Below are 18967 nucleotides of genomic sequence, written 5' to 3' on the forward strand. Positions count from 1 at the left end.
CCCCTAAAAAATGATCAAATCAATGACCGGCTTTGGAGTAGCCGGATTGGAGAATGAGCAAATGGTTGTTCAGGTAGAAGTTCGTTCGCTCAACTCTAAATTTTTAGATTTATCCATTCGTAGTCCAAGGCAGTTTGCCGATAAAGAGCCTGAAATCCGGAATTTGGTTCAAGCTCATTTGGATAGGGGAAAGGTGAATGTATCGATTGAGTTTTTAACTAAAGGGGGACAAAATCTTCCAGTCAGCATTAATGAAGAGCTTTTTCAGACCTACTTTAAAGAGTTTAAGTCTTTGGCTAATTCAGTAGGAGAGGAGCCAAGTGACTTGTTTAAACTAGCACTTCAAGCGCCAAATGTAATAAATACAATCCCACAAGAGCGAGAAGAGGGAGAGGAATGGGAATACGTGAAAAAGGTATTAGATGAGGCTCTTATCAAATGCAATGGATTCAGAAAGGACGAAGGGGCATCCCTCTATAAAAAGCTCCATGAAAGTATTGAATTAATTCAGGTGGGCCTTGAGAAAATCAAGATTGAAGATCCTCAGCGAAAAGAAAAGATCAAGCAAAGAATCAGAGGACATTTTGCCCAATGGATGGAGGAAAATTCCTTTGATGCCAATCGATTTGAGCAGGAGTTGATCTATTATTTTGAAAAGATAGATATTACCGAGGAACTCGTCCGTTTAGAAACCCACCTAAACTATTTTCTTCAAACTATGAAAGAGGATAGTCAGCAAGGGAAAAAACTAGGATTTATCAGTCAGGAAATTGGCAGGGAAATCAATACCATTGGTTCTAAGGCCAATGATGCCGAAATCCAAAAACATGTAATCCTGATGAAAGATGAATTGGAAAAGATTAAAGAGCAGTCTTTAAACGTCCTTTAATGAGGACTTTTACTGCTTGTTCTTTCGGATGACTTTCCCAGGAGTCTTACCAGACATTGCTCCATATTCCACGACTATAATTCCATTGACAATCACGTAATCGATACCCTTTGGGTATTGATGTGGATCAATGTATGTGGCTTGATCTATGACTGTATTGGGATTGAATATGCAAAGGTCAGCAATAGCCCCAACTTCTATTTTTCCACGATTCTTTAATCCTAAAACCTGAGCGGGGAACCCTGTCATTTTATAAATAGCCATTTCCAATGGCATTATTCCCAAATCTCTGGAATAATGGCCCAAGACTCTAGGGAATGTCCCATAGGCTCTAGGGTGTGGATGGCCATCGCCTGGACTGCTAAGCCTTCCATCTGAGCCAATCATAGTCATGGGATGTTTCATAATATTTTCCACGTCTTTCTCATCCATGGCGTGGTATATGGCACCAGTTCCTCCATTCAATTGCGCCTGAATGACCAATTCTGCTCCATTTTCTACTGTAGGTTCAAGTCCAGATTCTATGGCCCAATCATGCAAGGTTTTCCCCTCTAATTCTTTGTTCCAAGAAACTCTGGAAAACTGAATTCTCCGAAGGTCACTACCTCCCCGGTCATTTAAAATATTAAAAATAATCCCTTCTTTAATTTTCTCTCGAAGCTGGGGGTGATTTACTCTTTCTTCAAATTTATCTCCCTCCAATGCCCAACTGGGAATCAAAACGCTTATTCCTGTATGACTTGCTGCATAGGGATATTGGTCCATGAAAATTTCTAAACCCGATGCTCTTGCAGAATCTACCAAAGCCAGAGTTTTGGCACTTTGCCCCCACATTTTTACCCCAATTGCTTTATGATGGGTTAGGATAACGGGGATTTTGGCTTCCTGTGAAATGAAAATAGCTTCTTGCACCGCATCAATCAATCCTAATCCCTCCTCCCTCAAATGACTGGTATAAATGCCACCTTTCTCGGATGCTTTTTTGGACAAAGAGATGACTTCATCCACTTTTGAAAAAGTACCAGGCAAGTATTTTAGACCTGTAGAAATTCCAAAGGCACCTTCTTCCATGGCTATTGATACCATTTCTTCCAGCTGATTTAATTCTTCCTCGGTAGGATCCCGGTCTTCCATCCCCATGATTTCATTGCGGATAGTATTGTGCCCCACTAAATAGCCGACGTTTAGCCCTAAAGGAAATGTGTCTAAAGAAGAAAGGTATTCTCCAAATGGCCATGGTCCTCCGCCATCTGGTCCGCCTAAGGAAAAAGTAACGCCTTGTCGGACCAGGCTTTCCATTTGCGGCAATTCTTTAATAGGCTCAAGATGTGTGTGCATATCAATGAATCCAGGTGCTACTGCAAGTCCAGTCGCATCAATGGTTTCAATGGCCTTTTTATTTTTTAAGTTTCCTACAGCCACAATTTTCCCATCTTTTACTCCTATATCTCCAGAAATGGATGTGGCTCCTGATCCATCATAAATATTTCCATTTAGAATTACCAAATCAAATTCAGGTTCAGTATTACAGGCCATAAGAAAGAGTAATGGCAGGAAGAGGGAAATTAATTTTCTCATAAGAAAGTCCGGGTGTTTGTACCAAGATAAAAAGAAAAGCCTGCATTTGTCTTGCAGGCTTTTGAATGAATTATTGAAGCTTAAAGCGGATAGGAATCGTCATCCTTGAACGGACTGGCCTTCCTCGAAATCTTCCAGGTTCCCATTTTGGGGAATTTAAGATCACTTGCATTGCTGCATTATCCAGACCTTCTCCGGCTGACCGGACCACTTCTGCATCCTCGATACTGCCATCCAGATTAATCACAAATCGAATAAATACAGTTCCTTCTATTCCTGCTCTTTGCTCTAGTTTAGGATAAGAAAGGTTTTTCTTGAGATAGGCATACCAAGCATCCATTCCTCCTTTGAAACTTGCCTGAACCTCAGTGTAGTCATAGATCTCATCGCCTTTGTCAATTACCGGCGGCTGATCATCAAGTTTGATTTCGGGAATTTCTGTTTCCGGAGAAATATTCAGGTCAAAGGTGATTTTATCCTCAATTGCTTCATCATCCTCAATCTCTTCAAATTTTGGAATCTGAATTGGATCTGGTTGCCTTGGAGGTTCTTGAATAGTTATGGGTACCTCGAAATCATTTAAATCAAGAATTCCATTTTCAAATTCTAAAATAGGTTTTTCTTCATAAGACTTCCATTCGAAAGCCACCAAAACAGCGCCGACTGAAATCATCAGTCCCAAACTAAAAAAGGCGTGCGTCCATCTGTGGACTTCCTTTTTGGGATTTTTTTTGGTTTCCATGCTGATAGAGAATTAGTGTATTAAAAATTTAATCAAAACACTTTAGATCAACTAATTCTCTAACAATTTTTAAGATTGGGTAAGTACAAAAAAAAAGACCCGATTTCTCGGGTCTCATTATTTTAGCTCAGTTTAAATCTGATTGGAAGTCTCATTCGAGTACGAACTGGACGACCTCTTTGCTTACCTGGTGTCCATTTTGGAGCCTCGCTTACTACTCTTACCGCTTCTTCATCGCAACCTCCACCGATTCCTCTAAGAACTTCTACGTCTTGGATTGAACCGTCAGTGTTGATAACGAAAACCACGATAACAGTACCTTCGATACCCATTCTTCTTGCTTGAGTTGGGTACTTTAGGTTCTTGGAAAGATACTGGTTCCATCCAGACATTCCCCCTGGAGGTTCAGGCTGGTTTTCCACTACGTCAAAGATTTCGTCTGCCTTTTCTACTACGGGAGCTTCAGCAATCACTACTTCTTTAATTACGGTGGTTTCCTTCACGTCCACGTCGAAGTTTACTTCAATTTTCTCATCGATCTTAACCTCATCTGGAATTTCCTCAATGATAGGCTGTTCCATTGGTGGAGGTGGTGGAGGTGGAGGTGGCTGTTCAGTGATCGGCACATCAAGCAATTCTTCGAAATTATCATTTACAGCACCAAGATCTTTCAAGTTGCTATCGTCAAATGATTTGTATTCGAAGGCAGCAAGTGTGAGACCTACAGCTACTGCCAAACCAAGGTTGGTGAACATTCCCACCCTGTTGGTTAAGTCAGCACTTGGAGTCTTTTTTGCTTCCATGAGTTAATTGGTTTTTATACAGGTTAATCTTTTCGATTTTAAGCTAACAATTTTAATAATAATTGAAGATTATTCCAAGATGTATTTGTTAGATGGCACCTTAAAATATATCAATAAACCAGAAATTGCTCCTAGGACATTGACAATCATGTCTAAATAGTCAAACGACCTATACGGAATAAATTGTTGTAAATACTCGAGAATTATTCCAACTCCCACCCCAAAGATCAAGAAATTGATCCAAATCCTGGTACTAGATAGGCTTGGAGTTTTTTTCTTTAGACCAACTCCGCACCATAAATAGCTTTGAATTGTGAATACAATCCAATGGATGGCTTTATCCTGAAAATTAAATAAATCAACTTCAGGAAATGTAGTTCCCGGGCTTAACATAGCCCGCATCAGAACCGCTAGCCAACTTATGGCAAGAATTAGTCTCAATTTTTTTCTTATTCTCCAACCAGCTCAGCGTAAGACGCAGCATCCAGCAAATCTCCAGGAAGGTCCCCTGTGATTTTTACTTTCACCATCCATCCGCCTTCGTATGGAGCTTCATTTACCATTTCTGGTGAGCCTTCTAATTCTTCGTTAAACTCAATGATTTCCCCAGTTACTGGCATGAATAGATCAGAAACTGTTTTCACCGCTTCTACTGTTCCAAAAACTTCACCAGCTTCGATGGTTTCACCCACTGTTTCCACTTCTACATATACAATATCGCCCAATTCTTTCTGAGCGAAATCAGTAATTCCGATGGTTGCGATATCACCATCAATTTTTACCCATTCGTGGTCTTTAGTGTACTTAAGGTCTTGAGGAAAATTCATTGTTTGTTTGATTTTGATCGAGCCAAAATTAAGAGGTTTCAGATCAGTTTAAAATCTATTGAGATAAATTAAATCGTAATTGTCCGCCAAAGGCAGTAGAAGTCCTTCTGTAGACTGTTGTCACTCGAGGATCATTAATGGTTCTTTCGAAATAGATCGTAAGATTTAAGTTTTGATTCACCACATATCCAATGGTTGGACGAAGGTTGATGTTTAGGTTTCCGTTGGTTACGGTGCTCTTTTCATCAATCTTATGCTGGACTTGGATAGTATTTGAGATTCGTGAATCCAGCCTGAGTTGAAGGTCATTTTTCAAGACTTTTTGGCTTCCTTGAATTTTGAAAGGAACTTTCACCCCAGCCTTGGTATAGGCAAGTGTTAAACTCACATCACTGCTTTTCTGCTCAGTCACCTGTGAGTTGGAAAAATTCAGACCTAAGTTTCTTTCCTTATTGTAATTCATTGAAATATTAAAGCGATCCTTGGTTAACAAGTCCACTCCGATCAAAGGAGCGAATCGCTCACTTAATACCACCTGGTTGAGGACATAGATTGGAATAAATTGTCCATCAGTATTGGTGATGCTTGGGTTTTGTATCCTTTGTAAGCTGTTGAAAAGCTCCAATCCTTGCTGGTATTGCAAGGAATTCGAGAAATTACTTACATCATAAGTCGAAGCATACGAGTGGGTAATATTGATGCTGCTAAATTTATCACTCAATCCTTTCAATCTGGAAAGTCCCCGATAATCCAATCTCCAGTTTGGTAATGGAGTTTTTGGGAATGGGTTTAAATCCATTTGATTTGGATCCTTTCCGGAATAGGCTGCCAAGAAAGAAGGAATCAACACGTCTTGCCCATTGATTCCATATTCACCTTGCCCAGAATTGGCATTATCCAATCTAGATTTTATGGTAAACCGGTAATTCTCAAAATCATTAAAGAGTGCAGATCGGTTGTCCGGAAGGAATTTTGAGAAGGTAGTTCCGATCATAATCGTAGTGATACTATAGGAACCTAAACGATTTGGACCGATAGGTTCGTAGGAGCCAGGATTGTCAGTTGAATTTCTGAAAATCTCCATGTAATCACCTATTTCTCTTTTTCTTGCTTCAAGTGTTACCCGGAAATCTTGGAAAGGTTCTACCAAACTGGTCAATCGCAAGTTCATGGCCCGATTTTGCCTAAAGGGTTGAGTTAGTTCAGGACTTGGAGCCAAGTTCCCTTCATCGGCCAGATCAAATCGGATATTTGGATTTTGACTTCCGAAAATAAATGCCCATCCAGGATTGTCCCAGGCTCTATCCATGCCGAGAAGACCTGTATTTGGCATATATCCCGGAAGGAAGGTCCCTTCAACTACTCCATAGTTAAAAGTGACCTCCTTGACCATCATCAAGAATTTCAGCAGCTTATTGCTAAAAGGAGTTCCAATTGTGTCTTCAGCTGTCACTCCGCCTCGTCCCGGAATTGTCGGACGTTTTGGTGCATTGAGAGCAGCTAATTTTTTGTTTTTATTGTAGAGTTTAATCAAATCAAATTTCCCGGTCAGATTTTGATCTCGGGTATTTTGAATCACATTACCCAAGGTGTCCTTCTGTCCAATTGAACCAGTTAGCCATGTGTAAGAAGTTACATTTCGATAATCTGTTTGAATCCAATCCGTCAATGGGATTTTGTTCAATGGAAGCGTATAGTTGATGGTAATGGTATGGTTGTAATTTGTGGTTCTGCCAAAGCGCCAAAAGTTTTGTTTGACCGAATCTCTTTTCGCCTGAGTATCCAAATCCCCTTGAGGCTCATCAATGATTGCCATCGCTCTGGATGCAAAATCAACTCTTAGATTATTCGAAAGATCCCAGTTAATATTAAAAGTTCGATTCATAAAGAATGACTTTTGGAATAGAGGATCCACTCCCGAGGTGCTCAATCGATCATTGCGGTACTGAGACCTTATGAATCTTCTATCCACATCAATCCTTGCCAATAGGAGAGTAGGGGAAAGGTTAAGATTAAAATCTTTTATAAGCTTCAAATAAGGGGAATTTAATCCCTCAGATTTTTTGAAAGGTTCAATTCGCCATTCCTTAGGCTGATAACTGTAAGTAACATTTCCCCGGTTGGTTTTGAAACTATACCCTTGAATCTGAGCATTGGTTTGGGTGACTATTCCCGAAGCATAGGAAAAAGCGAAGTTGGAAAGATCATAAAGCCTATTTGGGGACTCAGGATTTTTCTTCAGCTTTCTAACATTGTTGAAGCTTAGATTTCTTCGCTGTAATTGGTCTAGGGCAATATTTCTGTAATTGGTTCGGTCTGCGTCAGTTTCAAATTTTGCCAAAGCCAATTCGAACGGTACATCAGGATTGAGCGGATCATATTCCGGTCGGGTAGAAGATTTTTCTACTGAAAAATACATCGGGATACTTACCCCCAAAGCCTCTGGAAGAAGTTTGTTTACCTCCACATTGGTAGAGATATCATACTGAGTCGTTGCTGATCTGGTTCTCTGAGAAAGTCTGGTTTCCAATCCTCCAAACCCAATGGAATTGTGTCTCATGGAAGCAGAGACCACAGCTACATCTGCGATTTTTGCATTTAGGAAGGCATTTGCGGCATAGCCGTTATTTTTTGTGAACCCTGTAACTCGAAGTTCATTTGCCCACATGCAAATGGATTTCGAAGAACCTATTCCAGTTCCGGGATTTCTTACCCCGATCATCATGCCTTGCACCTGACTTAGTTCGGGTCTTCCTACCACGGTGACTTTGTATTGCCTGATGGTTTGGGAATAAGGTAAAGTCAATGGAGACTGGGAGTTATCCCGGTCAATTTTTACTCCGACGATTTCCTGGATGGCTATGTCTATTTCGTTCTCTTTTGGCCAAACGATCGTTGGATCATTGGTGCCAAGAGGAGAAATAAGTAGCGGAAGCTCAATTTCATAATAGTTGTCCGTGTAGTCAGTTCCGAGTCTCAAGAAAGCAGTCATTTCTCCATCCAAAGCATCTTCGCTATTTGCATGGAAAAACATCTTTAGCCGCTCATACTGAACCAGATCAATGGTTAGATTTTTGAATACTGCACGCGAATCTTTTGGAGCCAAGTCCTCTACACAAACCCGAAGAGATTGTTCATTTAATCTTCTTTCTACGGTCGAAGTATTATCTCTGTCTCGATTAATTCCTGGAGGAAGTACATAAGGACTTTGTTTATCACTTCCTTGGGAATTTTGCTCAATGGAAACCACATCAACTGTCACATTTGAAATATCCGGTTCCGGGATTTCAAAGAATCCTTTTTCAAATAAAGATTCCTGGAAAATTCTCCACTGGCTACCCACCATTCTGAATTCAGCCATTCTCAAAACAACTGGCTGCTGGAAATCCGTCAGGTAGGTTCTGATCCAACGAATAGATTTAAATCCAGTAATGTCGCCTTGAACCCGATCTGGCTGTCGAACAGGAATTCTAAATAGATACCAATTGACCTCATCTCCATTTTCATTGTGAGTTACTCGATCGACGATGTAATTTTCACCCACATTGAGTTGGCCGGGTCTTAAATCGATCTCGTATTCGTAATAATTTTCAAGTTCGTTGATGGTATTATCTGTGTTGAGATCCTCGTTGTCTGGATTGTTCGTTCCTGAAGGAGTGTATGGAAGGTTTGGATCTGCAGAAACAGGAGTATTTCCCTCCATTCCGTTGAATTTCTTATAACGCTGAAGAATTTTTGCGTTGGCTTCGTCAAAATTGTTTCCTAAATAATACTGGAACTGATCTCCAGATACGTCCTGTAAAATGGCATTTTTAGCTTCTTGAGAAACATTCAAGCGATCTAAGAACCTTGACTTAAAATAAGTTTGCTCATCGTCATTTTTTAATCCATCCAGACCCACATCTTGATTTACTCTAGAAGATTCAGAATTATCAAAAGCTGGAATCAGGAATTGTTCTCTGGTAATCCTTCCCCATTCATTTTGTCCGGTTTCATCTGAATTGCCATCTGCTGGAAGTCCATTTTCAAAAGCATGTCTTCCATCACGCATCACGTCCTCAGAAATGTCACCCAAATTCAGGAAAAGCTTTCCTCCCGTGGTATTGTTTTGGTTAAAAATCCCATCGATTACTCGTCCATTTTCTCCAGAGATAAAAGGATCCATAAGCCAGAACTCGATGTATTCGATATTGGTTCGGTCAAAGTCTACCTCCGTGGTAATTGCTCTTGTGATCGCACCATAGTTAAGTCTAGGATTGGGAAGCAGTCCATTGGTGTTCAAATTTGGATTGTAGTTGAACATCCCGCGCTCTTGAGGGAAATAGGCCAATTCCAAAAGAGGCTGAGGCACGATGATTACATCTCTGTCCTGATTTTTGAAAATCTCCTGAGGGACTACCCGTCTCACGTAGTGATTTCTTCGATCCTCGCCTGTAATATTAGAAGGAACCCCTGGGCCACTTTCTCTATAGAAAATATTATCAATGTTGTACCAAGCCAATCTGGCTCTTCGGTAGGTATTGCCCAGATTGTCCTCAGTGGATTGGCTGAGATCAAATTTATTATCAGGAGTGGCAGGAGTAGACCCAAGTTTCCAGGTTTGATTGGCCTGGCCGCCTAGATAAAATGGTGTCACCGCTGCCTCAAAATCATCAATATAGGAGGCCACATCTCCATCCACTCGATTTGAAGATCCAGGGATTAGGTGGGCAAATTCAGCATTGAACTGTACGAGGGATTTTTCTTTGGTGTCGGTAAACGGTAGGGCATCTGCAAGCTTGGTCAGGAATCTGGACTCATCATTGAAATTCACATCCAATCCCCACAGGCTGTTTCTCAGGGTCTCATTTCCAGTGGCAATACGGGTGATGTTTGGCCGCTCATTGAGATACATGAAAGTACCCCCGACATTTAGTTTTTTGCTGGCCAGATAATCCAGCCTTGTTCCAATAAGACTTCTTGTTTGAAAGGATACCAAATCGGCTTTTTCGAAGCTTACATTGATCTGCTTTCCTGATTGCAAAATCGCATCATTGATGATTACCAATCGACCCACATTGTAGTCGATGGTATAATCTACTCCTTCGGAAAGCGGAATATTTCCGGCCTGTACGATCACAGAACCCGGAGCTATATTTAATCCAGGAAGTTGAATTTCACTGGCAGAACCAGCTGTCAATCGTCCCTTGATAAAGTATTTATTCAACCTCGTCACCAATTCAGCATCTGCCTGGGTCGTACGGTAAAGGGTGTCATAGACATATTTATCCTTTAGGACAATTTCTTCTGCATTAAATCTCCTATCCAAGTTTGAACCAAAGGGTTCCAGAACAGGAAAAATCAAAAGTCCTCTGTTGGAGATCATGGTCAGCCCTTCTACAAAGTCAAAGTTTCCGTCTGGTGCCGGGTCATTTTGAGGGTTGAGATTATCCAAACCCGTTAACCTGATCAAAGGAACATCCTTAATATTAGCACCTTCCAAAAGAGATGGGTTATCCAAACCAGTTCGGTCATCTCTATAAATGATTTGAAGCTGGAATCCATCTCTCAAAACCTGACTGGCATTGAGACTGTAAACGTTTTTCATCATCAAATCCCAGGTAGGAATTCGAGTATTGATTCTTGCAGGTCGAAGGAGTTTCAAGAAAATCAATTCATCTTCTGCCCGAACCTGATAGTCTTCGGTCAATTCCCCGACTTTAAAAACCTGACCATTGTAGGTGTATTCGTAAGAAACAGCTAAGACTTCATCATTCTGTAGTCTTCGAAAAAGGGATAAATAACCAAGCTGTGGATTAAAGAAAAATTCGGAGGGGTCCAATTTTCTGGCCCCGTTGATTTGCTCAAAATCGATTCCTTTTCTCAATCCTAAATCAGATTCCATGGCTCTGGCTCCGGTGTCAAAAGGTCTGTAGCCTGGATTTGAAGAAATATTGGAATAAAGAAGGTTTGCTCCATTTCCTGATGGAGCATTCGGATTACCAGGACCAATGCTGGGGTTATTCGGATTGTAAATTACCCTGCCCTCACCCAAATCCAGGAAGGCTGCAAAATTTCTCAGGGTTTCCGTATTGGTAGCCCTGTTCATAATGTAGACCTCAATACGGGTAACATTGACTCCAGAAAGGACTTGAGGCAATCCTCTCAACCAGCGCTCATAATTGTCTCTAAAGAAATGAGAAAGGAAGAAATGCCTATTGTCATCGTATTTAGAGGCTTGAATTTCAAACCCTCTTCCTTGTCCATTGGCATCGATCACCAGATTATCTCTTCTCCCTCTCTGGGTGGAAGCGACTGCTGTCACATTTAATTTTCCAAAACGCATTTGGGTTTTTACTCCAAATAGGTTTTGAGCACCTTGGATTAGCCTGTTTTGCACAGGCATACTGACGTTGCCTATTTCGATGGATTGGATGATGTCTTCATCGAAACCATCGTATTCCACTTTTAGCTGATTTTGAAAATCAAAGGAGTTGTTGGAGTCAAAATTTGCGGAGATTTTCATTTTCTCTCCTAAAGACCCATTTACAGCCATTTGAATCTGCTGTTGGAAATTGAATCCGCCATTTTGTTGCTGACGAATAGGAAGGGTAGGGTTGTCCACTCTTCTGAAAATTCCCCCAAAATCAAGATTCACATAACCTGTCGGAACGATATTGATGTCACTTCCCCCGAAAATTCTATCAAAGGAAGGGCTTACTGTCAGAGGCGGAATAAGGTTTCTTCCTTCCACGGCACTTTCTCCATCCATTCCCCTAGCTCTGGTTCTCCAGTAGTCCTGCCTAACCCGATATTCCTGAATTTTGGAAAATTCATCAAAATCATACTCCTGCTCATTCCCTAGTCTGGTGCTGTCGATCTGGTCCAGAATGTTGTAGCGAAGCGTTGAATCAACTTTGATTTGAACGTTTTGGTCGACTGGAGGACTTGGGAGAAAGGGAGATCTTTGTCGAAGAAATGGGTTGGAGTAGGGGAAAAGCGGATTCGTCCTCATATTTTGCCAAAGCAAAAAAGATGGGGATAGTCTTCTGAGGTTTAGGGAATCCTGCTTGGCTCGGGTACTGTCAGTCGGGGAAGTCTGTTGAGCTAGGAGGGGTGATCCTATGAAAAGAAAGCTCGACAGGACCAAAACGACAGGAACCAGACTCCTAAACTTCCTCCTGCAAAAAGTCAGTATCTCCTGAAAGATCAATCCAGATTCAAATTAAGGTGTCTTTAAAGATGCTTTAATTAAATCTTCTAAGGAAATTTCTCCTGTGGTTTTTTTGAGAATTTGAGCGATATTTTTCTCTGCCACAGCTTTTGGAAATCCCAAAGTAATTAAAGCTTGTAACGCCTCTTCTCGGATTTTATTACTTGGGTTGAGGAAACCTAGAGGAATGGAAGGGTCAGAAGTTCCTGATTTTCCGATTTTATCTTTCAACTCCAAAATAATTCGTTGGGCAGTTTTGGCGCCGATCCCTTTTACAGCTTGGATTGTTCCAACATCATTGCTTAGAATCGCATGCTCAATTTCCTCTGTTGAAAGGGAAGATAAGATCATCAGTCCGGTATTAGGCCCGACACCGTTGATTGAAATCAATAACAGAAAAAGACGCTTTTCAGACTCCTCTTTGAATCCATACAAGGTATGAGCATCCTCCTTAATATGAAGAAAAGTCAAGAGTTTGATTTGCTCCTCGTCCTTGATTTTGGAGAAAGTCTGAAGCGAGATTTTTACTTGGTAGCCGACTCCACCTACATCAATGATGACATAGGTGGGGTCTTTGAATACCAATTTTCCGCTTAGATAGGCTATCATAAAACGTTTCCTGAGGATTGGGCATCTACCACGGCAATTGCTACCATATTCACGATTTCTCGGATAGAGCTTCCCAGTTGTAAAATATGAACTGGTTTATTCATTCCAAGCAAAATTGGTCCGATTGCCTCAGCATTTCCCAATTCCGCCAAGAGTTTATAAGCAATATTGGAAGAAGAAAGATCTGGGAAAATCAGGGTATTTACCGGTTGATTAGCTAGAGCTGAGAAAGGATAAACTTCCCTTTGGATCTCCTGATTAAGAGCCACATTGGCCTGCATTTCACCCTCAATGATCAAGTCTGGATATTTTGCTTTTGCCAAAGCTGTAGCTTTTGCCATTTTGTCGGCAGTATCACCTTTAGCAGATCCAAAATTGGAATATGACAACAAGGCAATTCTTGGCTCCATATTGAAAAACTTCACAGCATTAGCCGTAAGTCCAATAATATCCACCAATTCTTCTGCGGTTGGATCGACGTTCACCGTCGCATCTGAGAAGAAATAAGGGCCTTTTGGAGTATTCATAATATACATCCCTGCCACCCGATTTACACCAGGTTTTACTCCGATTGAATGAAGAGAAGGAAGGATGGTTTTAGGATAGTCTCTGGTCAAACCCGAAATAAAGGCATCTGCATACCCGTATTCTACCATCATCGCTCCGAAGTAATTTCTCTCCCTTACAAATCTTTGGGCATCGAAAATGGTCATGCCTTTTCGCTTTCTTCGATCATAGAGAAGTTTGCCAAATTCCTCCAGCATATCTACTTCCTCCATCGGATCGATGATAGTCACATTCGCCAAATCCAAAGAATTACTTTCGATTAGGGAAAGGATTTTTTCTTTTTTACCCAAAAGGATTGGAATGGCAATTTTTTCGTCCCGGATAATCTGAGCGGCCTTAAGAATTTTCAGGTTGTCAGCTTCTCCAAATACGACTCGTTTCGGGTCTTTTTTGGCTCTTCCGATTACCACTTGCATCAATCGCTGATCAATACCGATCCGCTTTTGCAATTCCAGTTCATAAGCTTCCCAATCCTCGATTTGCTTTTTGGCAACTCCAGAATCAATAGCGGCTTTTGCCACTGCAGGGGCGATGGTAGTAATTAGTCTCGGATCAACTGGTTTTGGGATAAGGTAAAATCTTCCAAATCCAAGGTTGGTTTCTCCGTATGCTTTATTTACAGTTTCAGGAACGGGTTCTTTGGCTAGTTTCGCAATTGCCCTTGCTGCTGCCAATTTCATTTCCTCATTGATGACTGTGGCTCTTACGTCCAAGGCTCCTCGAAAAATGTATGGGAAGCCCAAGACATTGTTTACCTGATTTGGATGGTCAGACCTTCCTGTAGCCATGATGACATCCTCTCTGGCCTCGATGGCGTCCTCATAGGAGATTTCCGGATCAGGGTTGGCCAAGGCAAAAACAATTGGGTTAGGGGCCATGGATTTGATCATTTCCTGAGAAATGATATTTCCTGCAGAAAGTCCCAAAAACACGTCTGCTCCAGGTAAGGCTTGAGCTATTGTATGGATATCAAGAGACGTGGCAAATTCTTGGTGAATATCCAAAATTTCTGGTCGGTCGGTGCGGATTACTCCATCCTTGTCGCAGACAATAATATTTTCTTTTTTGACGCCAAGACTGACATAAAATCTAAGACAGGAAATTGCCGCAGCTCCAGCGCCGGATACAACCAATTTGATATCCTCGATATTTTTTTCAACGATTTCCAAACCATTGATCAAGGCTGCTCCAGAAATGATTGCTGTTCCGTGCTGGTCATCATGCATGACCGGGATATTCATTTCCTGCTTCAAAGTCTGTTCGATTTCAAAGCATTCCGGAGCCTTGATGTCTTCCAGGTTTATCCCCCCAAAAGTAGGCTCTAGGGATTTGATGATCTGGATAAGTTTTTTGGGATCGCTTTCATCGATCTCCAAATCAAACACATCAATTCCAGCAAATTTCTTGAATAATACACCTTTGCCTTCCATTACAGGTTTTGAGGCAGAAGGTCCAATATTCCCTAATCCAAGTACTGCTGTACCGTTGGAGATTACAGCGACAAGATTGCCTTTGGTGGTGTATTTGTAGATTTTTTCCGGGTCAGCTGCAATTTCTTTGCAAGGTTCTGCTACCCCAGGAGAATAGGCCAGTGCCAAATCGAGCTGACTGGAAACTGGCTTGGTTGGGATTACTTCAATTTTTCCGGGAGAGCCCTGGCTATGGTAATTGAGGGCGTCTTCTTTTCGGATTTTAATAGCCATAAATGGGTGGTTAGTCTGGGTTAGGCACCTTGGTTTTCGGTCCAACTGACATTTGTCTTCAGAAGAATGGTTTGTATTTCCCGAAGGGCATCTCGATGAACTTCGTTCGGGTAATATACAAATCCTTCCATGTAGTAAAGTTTGCCTTTTTTCTCATCCACCATGATATAACCCAAATAGGTCCCTCCCATGCTGATGTTGTTAGTCCTCCAGGTGCCTCTGATTTCGACCGTAAAATTATCATTTATCACCATGTTTCTGAACGCGGGTGGGATTTGTTTTTCACTGGTCACAAAAGAATCAGGGTTTTCAGGATCTCCAAAAATGTGGGTTTTGGTGATGGAGTCTCTGAGCGCCAGGATGTTTTCAGGGAAAGTTTGTTCCTCTGAAGTGTAATTTGTTTCGTAAAAAAACACACTAATATCAGGACGTCTTTCTGTAGGGGAGGGCTGTCTCAACCAAAGAAAATCATCCTCTACTTTCGCTATTTGGTAAGAAACAGGAGGATTGATTTCAATGCCTAGGTTATCCTTAGCTTCTTTTTGGGCTGCGGAATTCTTTCTGGCCAAAAGACCTTTTTCCAGTCTCCCTCTTTCTCTAACCTCAAAGAGATTTTGAAGGCGGTCTCTATTTTTCTTTAGATTGGCGATAAGCTCTTCCTCGTTATTTCCAAATAAATACAAGACCTCCTGACCCACTGCATATTCATCCTCCATTCTTAAGGAAAACAAGTTTGGATCAGCCGCAGCTTTATCCTTTGACTCTTTGGAAAATTGGGAATTGATGATTTGGCTTCCGGGAGTTTTATCATCAAAAGTGGTGACGTAAACTAGGTTAGTGAAGTTTTTAAGCATTCTGGTCATTGCTGCTGGATCCACACGATGTACTTTAAACATGGCTTCAGATCTGAGCATTCCAGGAAGATCAGCCTCGAATATTTTTCTTAATTCTTCCCCAACAGGGCCTGCCCATTTTGCAGAATCAATAGCTAATACGATTTCACCAATAGAGCCTTTGGCCTTTGGCTTTGAACTAGAACCCATTCCTTCTTCTCCACATGAATAGAGGATAGCTGTAAGGGCAATTATAAAAGGGATAATTATCTTCTTCATGTTCCTTTAGTTGAACTTTTGATAAATATAAAGATTATCGGCCTGAGGCCTTCCGGGGTGCTTAAAAAATAAGTTAAATGATCCTAAGTAGGGATGATTCCTAGCCTATAATCAACTTCTGGCCTGGCTTGATGTTGTTAGAATTCAGGTTGTTCAATCTTTTAATCTGCTCCACAGTCATGGAATGCTTTTGAGAGATGATCCACAATGAATCTCCAGGTCGGACAGTGTAAGTTTTGCTTCCTCCAGAATTGGTGTTTTCAGCAAGTGTAGAATTTTGAGAGGATCTGGAATAAAGGTAAAGCGTTTGTCCAACTCGAATAAGATTGGAATTTAGGTTATTCCATTGCTTGATTTGAGTAATCGTTACTCCATGCCTGTCTGCAATTTTTCCTAAAACGTCACCGGATCGAACTTTGTAAGTCACCCGATTAGAGTTCGAAGAAGCTACTGCAGTTTCAACTGGGACTACATTTAAATTGGTATTTGAAGCCAAAAGAACTTGTGGCTGATTACCAAGAGAATCACTAATCCAAGCCAGGTTTTCCTTCAGGAAAATGGATTTGGATTTTGGAATTCTAATTTCCATGGATCGATTGGTCTCCGGGATTTTTCGATTCTTAATAGAGGGATTGAGTTCCTCCAAGTCCTTGATACAGATGTCTGCCAATTCGGAAAGTTTTTCCATTTGGAAAGCTCTTTCAAATCTGATCTTTTCGTATTCGATAGGGTAAGTGGGCTCTTCCAAATGGAAATTATGCTCTTCCAAGTGATTTAGGATATAGAGCATGGCCTGGAATTGAGGAACGTATCCTCTTGTTTCTTTTGGAAGGTAATTATAAATGCCCCAAAAAGTGGTTTTTCCTCCTGATCTTCTGATTGCTTTTCGGACATTTCCCGGTCCGCAATTGTAAGCAGCTAAGGCTACTTCCCAATTTCCGAACATTCTGTAAAGTGACTTTAAATATTTAGCTGCAGCGTCGGTTGAAAGTTCAGGATCCATTCGGTCATCTACGTCATTGTTGACATGCATGCCATACATCCGACCTGTTGCGGGCATAAATTGCCAAAGCCCCATGGCGCCAACTCGAGACTTAATCTGAGGGTCCAGACCAGATTCGATGATGGAAAGAAATTCGATTTCCTCTGGCATTTCGTGTTTTCTCAAGGTCTCTTCAAACATTGGGAAAAACTTGTCCTTTCGGGCTAGGACCATTTTTGTGTAGTCTCTATTGCGAACGGTAAAATATTGGATAAATGAAAAAATCCGGTCGTTTAGCTCAAAAGGCATCCCGGTCTTCATGGCCTTGATTCTTTGCTCTACTTCCTCGTAGGTGAAATCAGGGATGTATTCGTAGTGATAATTTGGCATTACTTCTTCTGAGAAAAGTTCTGCCGCCTCTAAGGGTTCGTCCTGTGAAAAAGCTTCGTTTAAGGGGATCAAAGCAGCAACAAGGGCTGCTAGGATTGTGCTTTTCAAAGTCTTTTTCATGTTGTATTCGGGTTTAAGAGGTAATCTGAGTTATATAATTACTAAAAGCATAAAGCTCAGCTTCTTTGAATGAGTTGGCCAATATCTGTAGCCCAATTGGCATGCCAGACTTGTCTTTGCCGTTTGGTAATGAAATTGCCGGTACTCCCGATACTGAAGCTTGGACTGTGAAGAGGTCTTCTAGATACATTGCAACTGGATCTCCACTATGCTCTCCAAACTTAAACGCTGTAGTTGGCGTAGTCGGCATGATAATATAGTCAAAATCAGCTAAAAGATTTTCAGAAAAGTCTTTAATTAATCTTCTTACTTTCTGAGCCTTAGTGAAATAGGCGTCATAATAGCTTGCCGAAAGAACGAAAGTCCCCAACATAATTCTCCGCTTCACCTCTTCGCTAAATCCTTCGCTTCTCGTCAATTTGTACATGGATTCCAAATTGTGTGCATTTGGAGTTCGATAGCCATACTTCACCCCATCAAATCGAGAAAGGTTTGAGCTTGCTTCGGCTGTGGTGAGAATGTAATAGGTAGGAAGGGCGTACTTCAATAGCGGGAAATGAACTTCCTCAACTTCATGTCCTTCGGCTTTCAGTTTTTCCAAAACTGAAAGCGTGTTTTCTTTAATTTCGGGTTGAAGGGCAGAAGAATCAATTGTTTCCTGGATATAGGCGATTTTCACTTTCTTATCAAAGTGAAGCAGTTCGCTGTATGGGTGGACTGGTTTTCTGGAAGAAGTACTGTCCATTTCATCATGGCCAGCCATAATTTCCATCACTAAAGCATTGTCTTTGACTGTTTTTGAAAAAATGCCAATGGTATCAAAGGAGGAGGCATAAGCAATTAAACCCCAACGTGAAACTCGAGAATACGTCGGTTTCATCCCGATAATCCCGGTAAAAGCTGCAGGTTGTCGGACAGATCCGCCTGTGTCAGTTCCTAAAGAAACAGTGCAAAGATTGGCCTGAACGGCTACTGCAGATCCTCCAGAAGATCCTCCGGGCACTCTGGATTCGTCCAGAGCATTAAGTACTTTTCCATGAGCAGAATTTTCATTAGAGCTGCCCATGCCAAACTCATCACAGTTGAGTCTTCCAATGATAATTGCGTCTTCATCAATCAGTCTCTGAACTGCAGTCGTTGTAAATTGGGAAATATATCCTTTGAGGATTTTGGAAGAAGCATTGGCTTCCTGGCCCTGGTAATTCAAGACATCTTTGATGCCAACAACCATTCCGGCTAGCTTACCGGCCTTTCCTTTGGCAATCTTTTCGTCTAATTGATCGGCTTTTTCCAGAGCGGATTGCTCATAAACATCAACGAAGGCGTTGAGATGCGCCTTCGTTTGGATGTTTTTTAAGTAATACTCAACGATTGCACGGCAATCAGTTTCTTTCTTTTCGAGCGATTTTTTGATTTCGTCGAATGAACTAAATTTCTCCAATGTTACTTGGCT

The 18967-nt window shown here is 41.3% G+C and carries 12 protein-coding genes; 1 reads left to right on the top strand and 11 read right to left on the bottom strand.

Features of this window, described 5'->3' with window-relative positions; all coding sequences use genetic code 11:
- The first annotated feature begins 10 nt into the window (after nt 1-10).
- The gene (locus DFQ04_RS12835; protein WP_133556475.1) at nt 11-889 is read left to right on the top strand and encodes a YicC/YloC family endoribonuclease; all 879 of its coding nucleotides are present in this window, start codon (nt 11-13) and stop codon (nt 887-889) included.
- A gap of 9 nt (nt 890-898) precedes the next feature.
- Here the strand turns inward: DFQ04_RS12835 and DFQ04_RS12840 are convergent, their stop codons facing one another.
- From DFQ04_RS12840 to gatA, 11 genes are all read right to left on the bottom strand, one after another.
- Nucleotides 899-2467 carry an N-acyl-D-amino-acid deacylase family protein gene (locus tag DFQ04_RS12840; protein ID WP_133556477.1) on the bottom strand — a complete coding sequence of 523 codons (1569 nt, stop codon included), beginning with the start codon at nt 2465-2467 and terminating at the stop codon, nt 899-901.
- Nucleotides 2468-2537: 70 nt separating this feature from the next.
- Nucleotides 2538-3209 carry an energy transducer TonB gene (locus tag DFQ04_RS12845; RefSeq protein WP_133556479.1) on the bottom strand — a complete coding sequence of 224 codons (672 nt, stop codon included), beginning with the start codon at nt 3207-3209 and terminating at the stop codon, nt 2538-2540.
- A 122-nt stretch (nt 3210-3331) separates the two neighbouring features.
- On the bottom strand, nt 3332-4012 hold the full coding sequence (locus DFQ04_RS12850; protein ID WP_133556481.1) for an energy transducer TonB: 681 nt from the start codon (nt 4010-4012) through the stop codon (nt 3332-3334).
- A gap of 69 nt (nt 4013-4081) precedes the next feature.
- The gene (locus DFQ04_RS18500; RefSeq protein WP_394345583.1) at nt 4082-4414 is read right to left on the bottom strand and encodes a VanZ family protein; all 333 of its coding nucleotides are present in this window, start codon (nt 4412-4414) and stop codon (nt 4082-4084) included.
- Nucleotides 4415-4461: 47 nt separating this feature from the next.
- Nucleotides 4462-4839 carry a glycine cleavage system protein GcvH gene (gcvH, locus tag DFQ04_RS12860; RefSeq protein ID WP_133556484.1) on the bottom strand — a complete coding sequence of 126 codons (378 nt, stop codon included), beginning with the start codon at nt 4837-4839 and terminating at the stop codon, nt 4462-4464.
- Between the two features lie 55 nt (nt 4840-4894).
- Nucleotides 4895-11833 (bottom strand): T9SS outer membrane translocon Sov/SprA, encoded by a 6939-nt coding sequence (gene sov / locus DFQ04_RS12865; protein ID WP_133556486.1) that lies wholly within the window; start codon nt 11831-11833, stop codon nt 4895-4897.
- A 210-nt stretch (nt 11834-12043) separates the two neighbouring features.
- Complete coding sequence (gene ruvA, locus DFQ04_RS12870; protein ID WP_133556487.1) at nt 12044-12640, bottom strand: Holliday junction branch migration protein RuvA; 597 nt, start codon at nt 12638-12640, stop codon at nt 12044-12046.
- Nucleotides 12637-14910, bottom strand: a complete 2274-nt coding sequence (locus DFQ04_RS12875) for an NADP-dependent malic enzyme (protein WP_208110534.1) — start codon at nt 14908-14910, stop codon at nt 12637-12639. Before DFQ04_RS12875 ends, ruvA begins: the two co-directional genes overlap by 4 nt.
- A 20-nt stretch (nt 14911-14930) precedes the next feature.
- Nucleotides 14931-16022, bottom strand: coding sequence for a DUF4837 family protein (locus DFQ04_RS12880; protein ID WP_133556489.1), 1092 nt, complete (start codon nt 16020-16022; stop codon nt 14931-14933).
- Nucleotides 16023-16122: 100 nt separating this feature from the next.
- A complete protein-coding gene (locus DFQ04_RS12885) occupies nt 16123-17514 on the bottom strand; it encodes a LysM peptidoglycan-binding domain-containing protein (RefSeq protein ID WP_133556490.1) in 1392 nt (463 codons plus the stop codon).
- Nucleotides 17515-17527: 13 nt separating this feature from the next.
- Nucleotides 17528-18955: an Asp-tRNA(Asn)/Glu-tRNA(Gln) amidotransferase subunit GatA gene (gene gatA, locus DFQ04_RS12890; protein WP_133556492.1), complete on the bottom strand. Its 1428-nt coding sequence runs from the start codon at nt 18953-18955 to the stop codon at nt 17528-17530.
- Nucleotides 18956-18967: the final 12 nt, after the last annotated feature.

Source organism: Algoriphagus boseongensis, from assembly GCF_004362805.1.
GTDB classification, from domain to species: Bacteria; Bacteroidota; Bacteroidia; order Cytophagales; family Cyclobacteriaceae; genus Algoriphagus; species Algoriphagus boseongensis.

Bases quoted from the DNA above. Each gene is read 5' to 3' on its own strand.
- DFQ04_RS12875 (WP_208110534.1), bottom strand. From the start codon at position 14,910: ATGGCTATTAAAATCCGAAAAGAAGACGCCCTCAATTACCATAGCCAG.
- DFQ04_RS12885 (WP_133556490.1), bottom strand. From the start codon at position 17,514: ATGAAAAAGACTTTGAAAAGCACAATCCTAGCAGCCCTTGTTGCTGCT.
- gcvH (WP_133556484.1), bottom strand. From the start codon at position 4,839: ATGAATTTTCCTCAAGACCTTAAGTACACTAAAGACCACGAATGGGTA.
- DFQ04_RS12845 (WP_133556479.1), bottom strand. From the start codon at position 3,209: ATGGAAACCAAAAAAAATCCCAAAAAGGAAGTCCACAGATGGACGCAC.
- ruvA (WP_133556487.1), bottom strand. From the start codon at position 12,640: ATGATAGCCTATCTAAGCGGAAAATTGGTATTCAAAGACCCCACCTAT.
- DFQ04_RS12835 (WP_133556475.1), top strand. From the start codon at position 11: ATGATCAAATCAATGACCGGCTTTGGAGTAGCCGGATTGGAGAATGAG.
- DFQ04_RS12850 (WP_133556481.1), bottom strand. From the start codon at position 4,012: ATGGAAGCAAAAAAGACTCCAAGTGCTGACTTAACCAACAGGGTGGGA.
- DFQ04_RS12840 (WP_133556477.1), bottom strand. From the start codon at position 2,467: ATGAGAAAATTAATTTCCCTCTTCCTGCCATTACTCTTTCTTATGGCC.
- DFQ04_RS18500 (WP_394345583.1), bottom strand. From the start codon at position 4,414: ATGCGGGCTATGTTAAGCCCGGGAACTACATTTCCTGAAGTTGATTTA.
- sov (WP_133556486.1), bottom strand. From the start codon at position 11,833: ATGAGGACGAATCCGCTTTTCCCCTACTCCAACCCATTTCTTCGACAA.
- DFQ04_RS12880 (WP_133556489.1), bottom strand. From the start codon at position 16,022: ATGAAGAAGATAATTATCCCTTTTATAATTGCCCTTACAGCTATCCTC.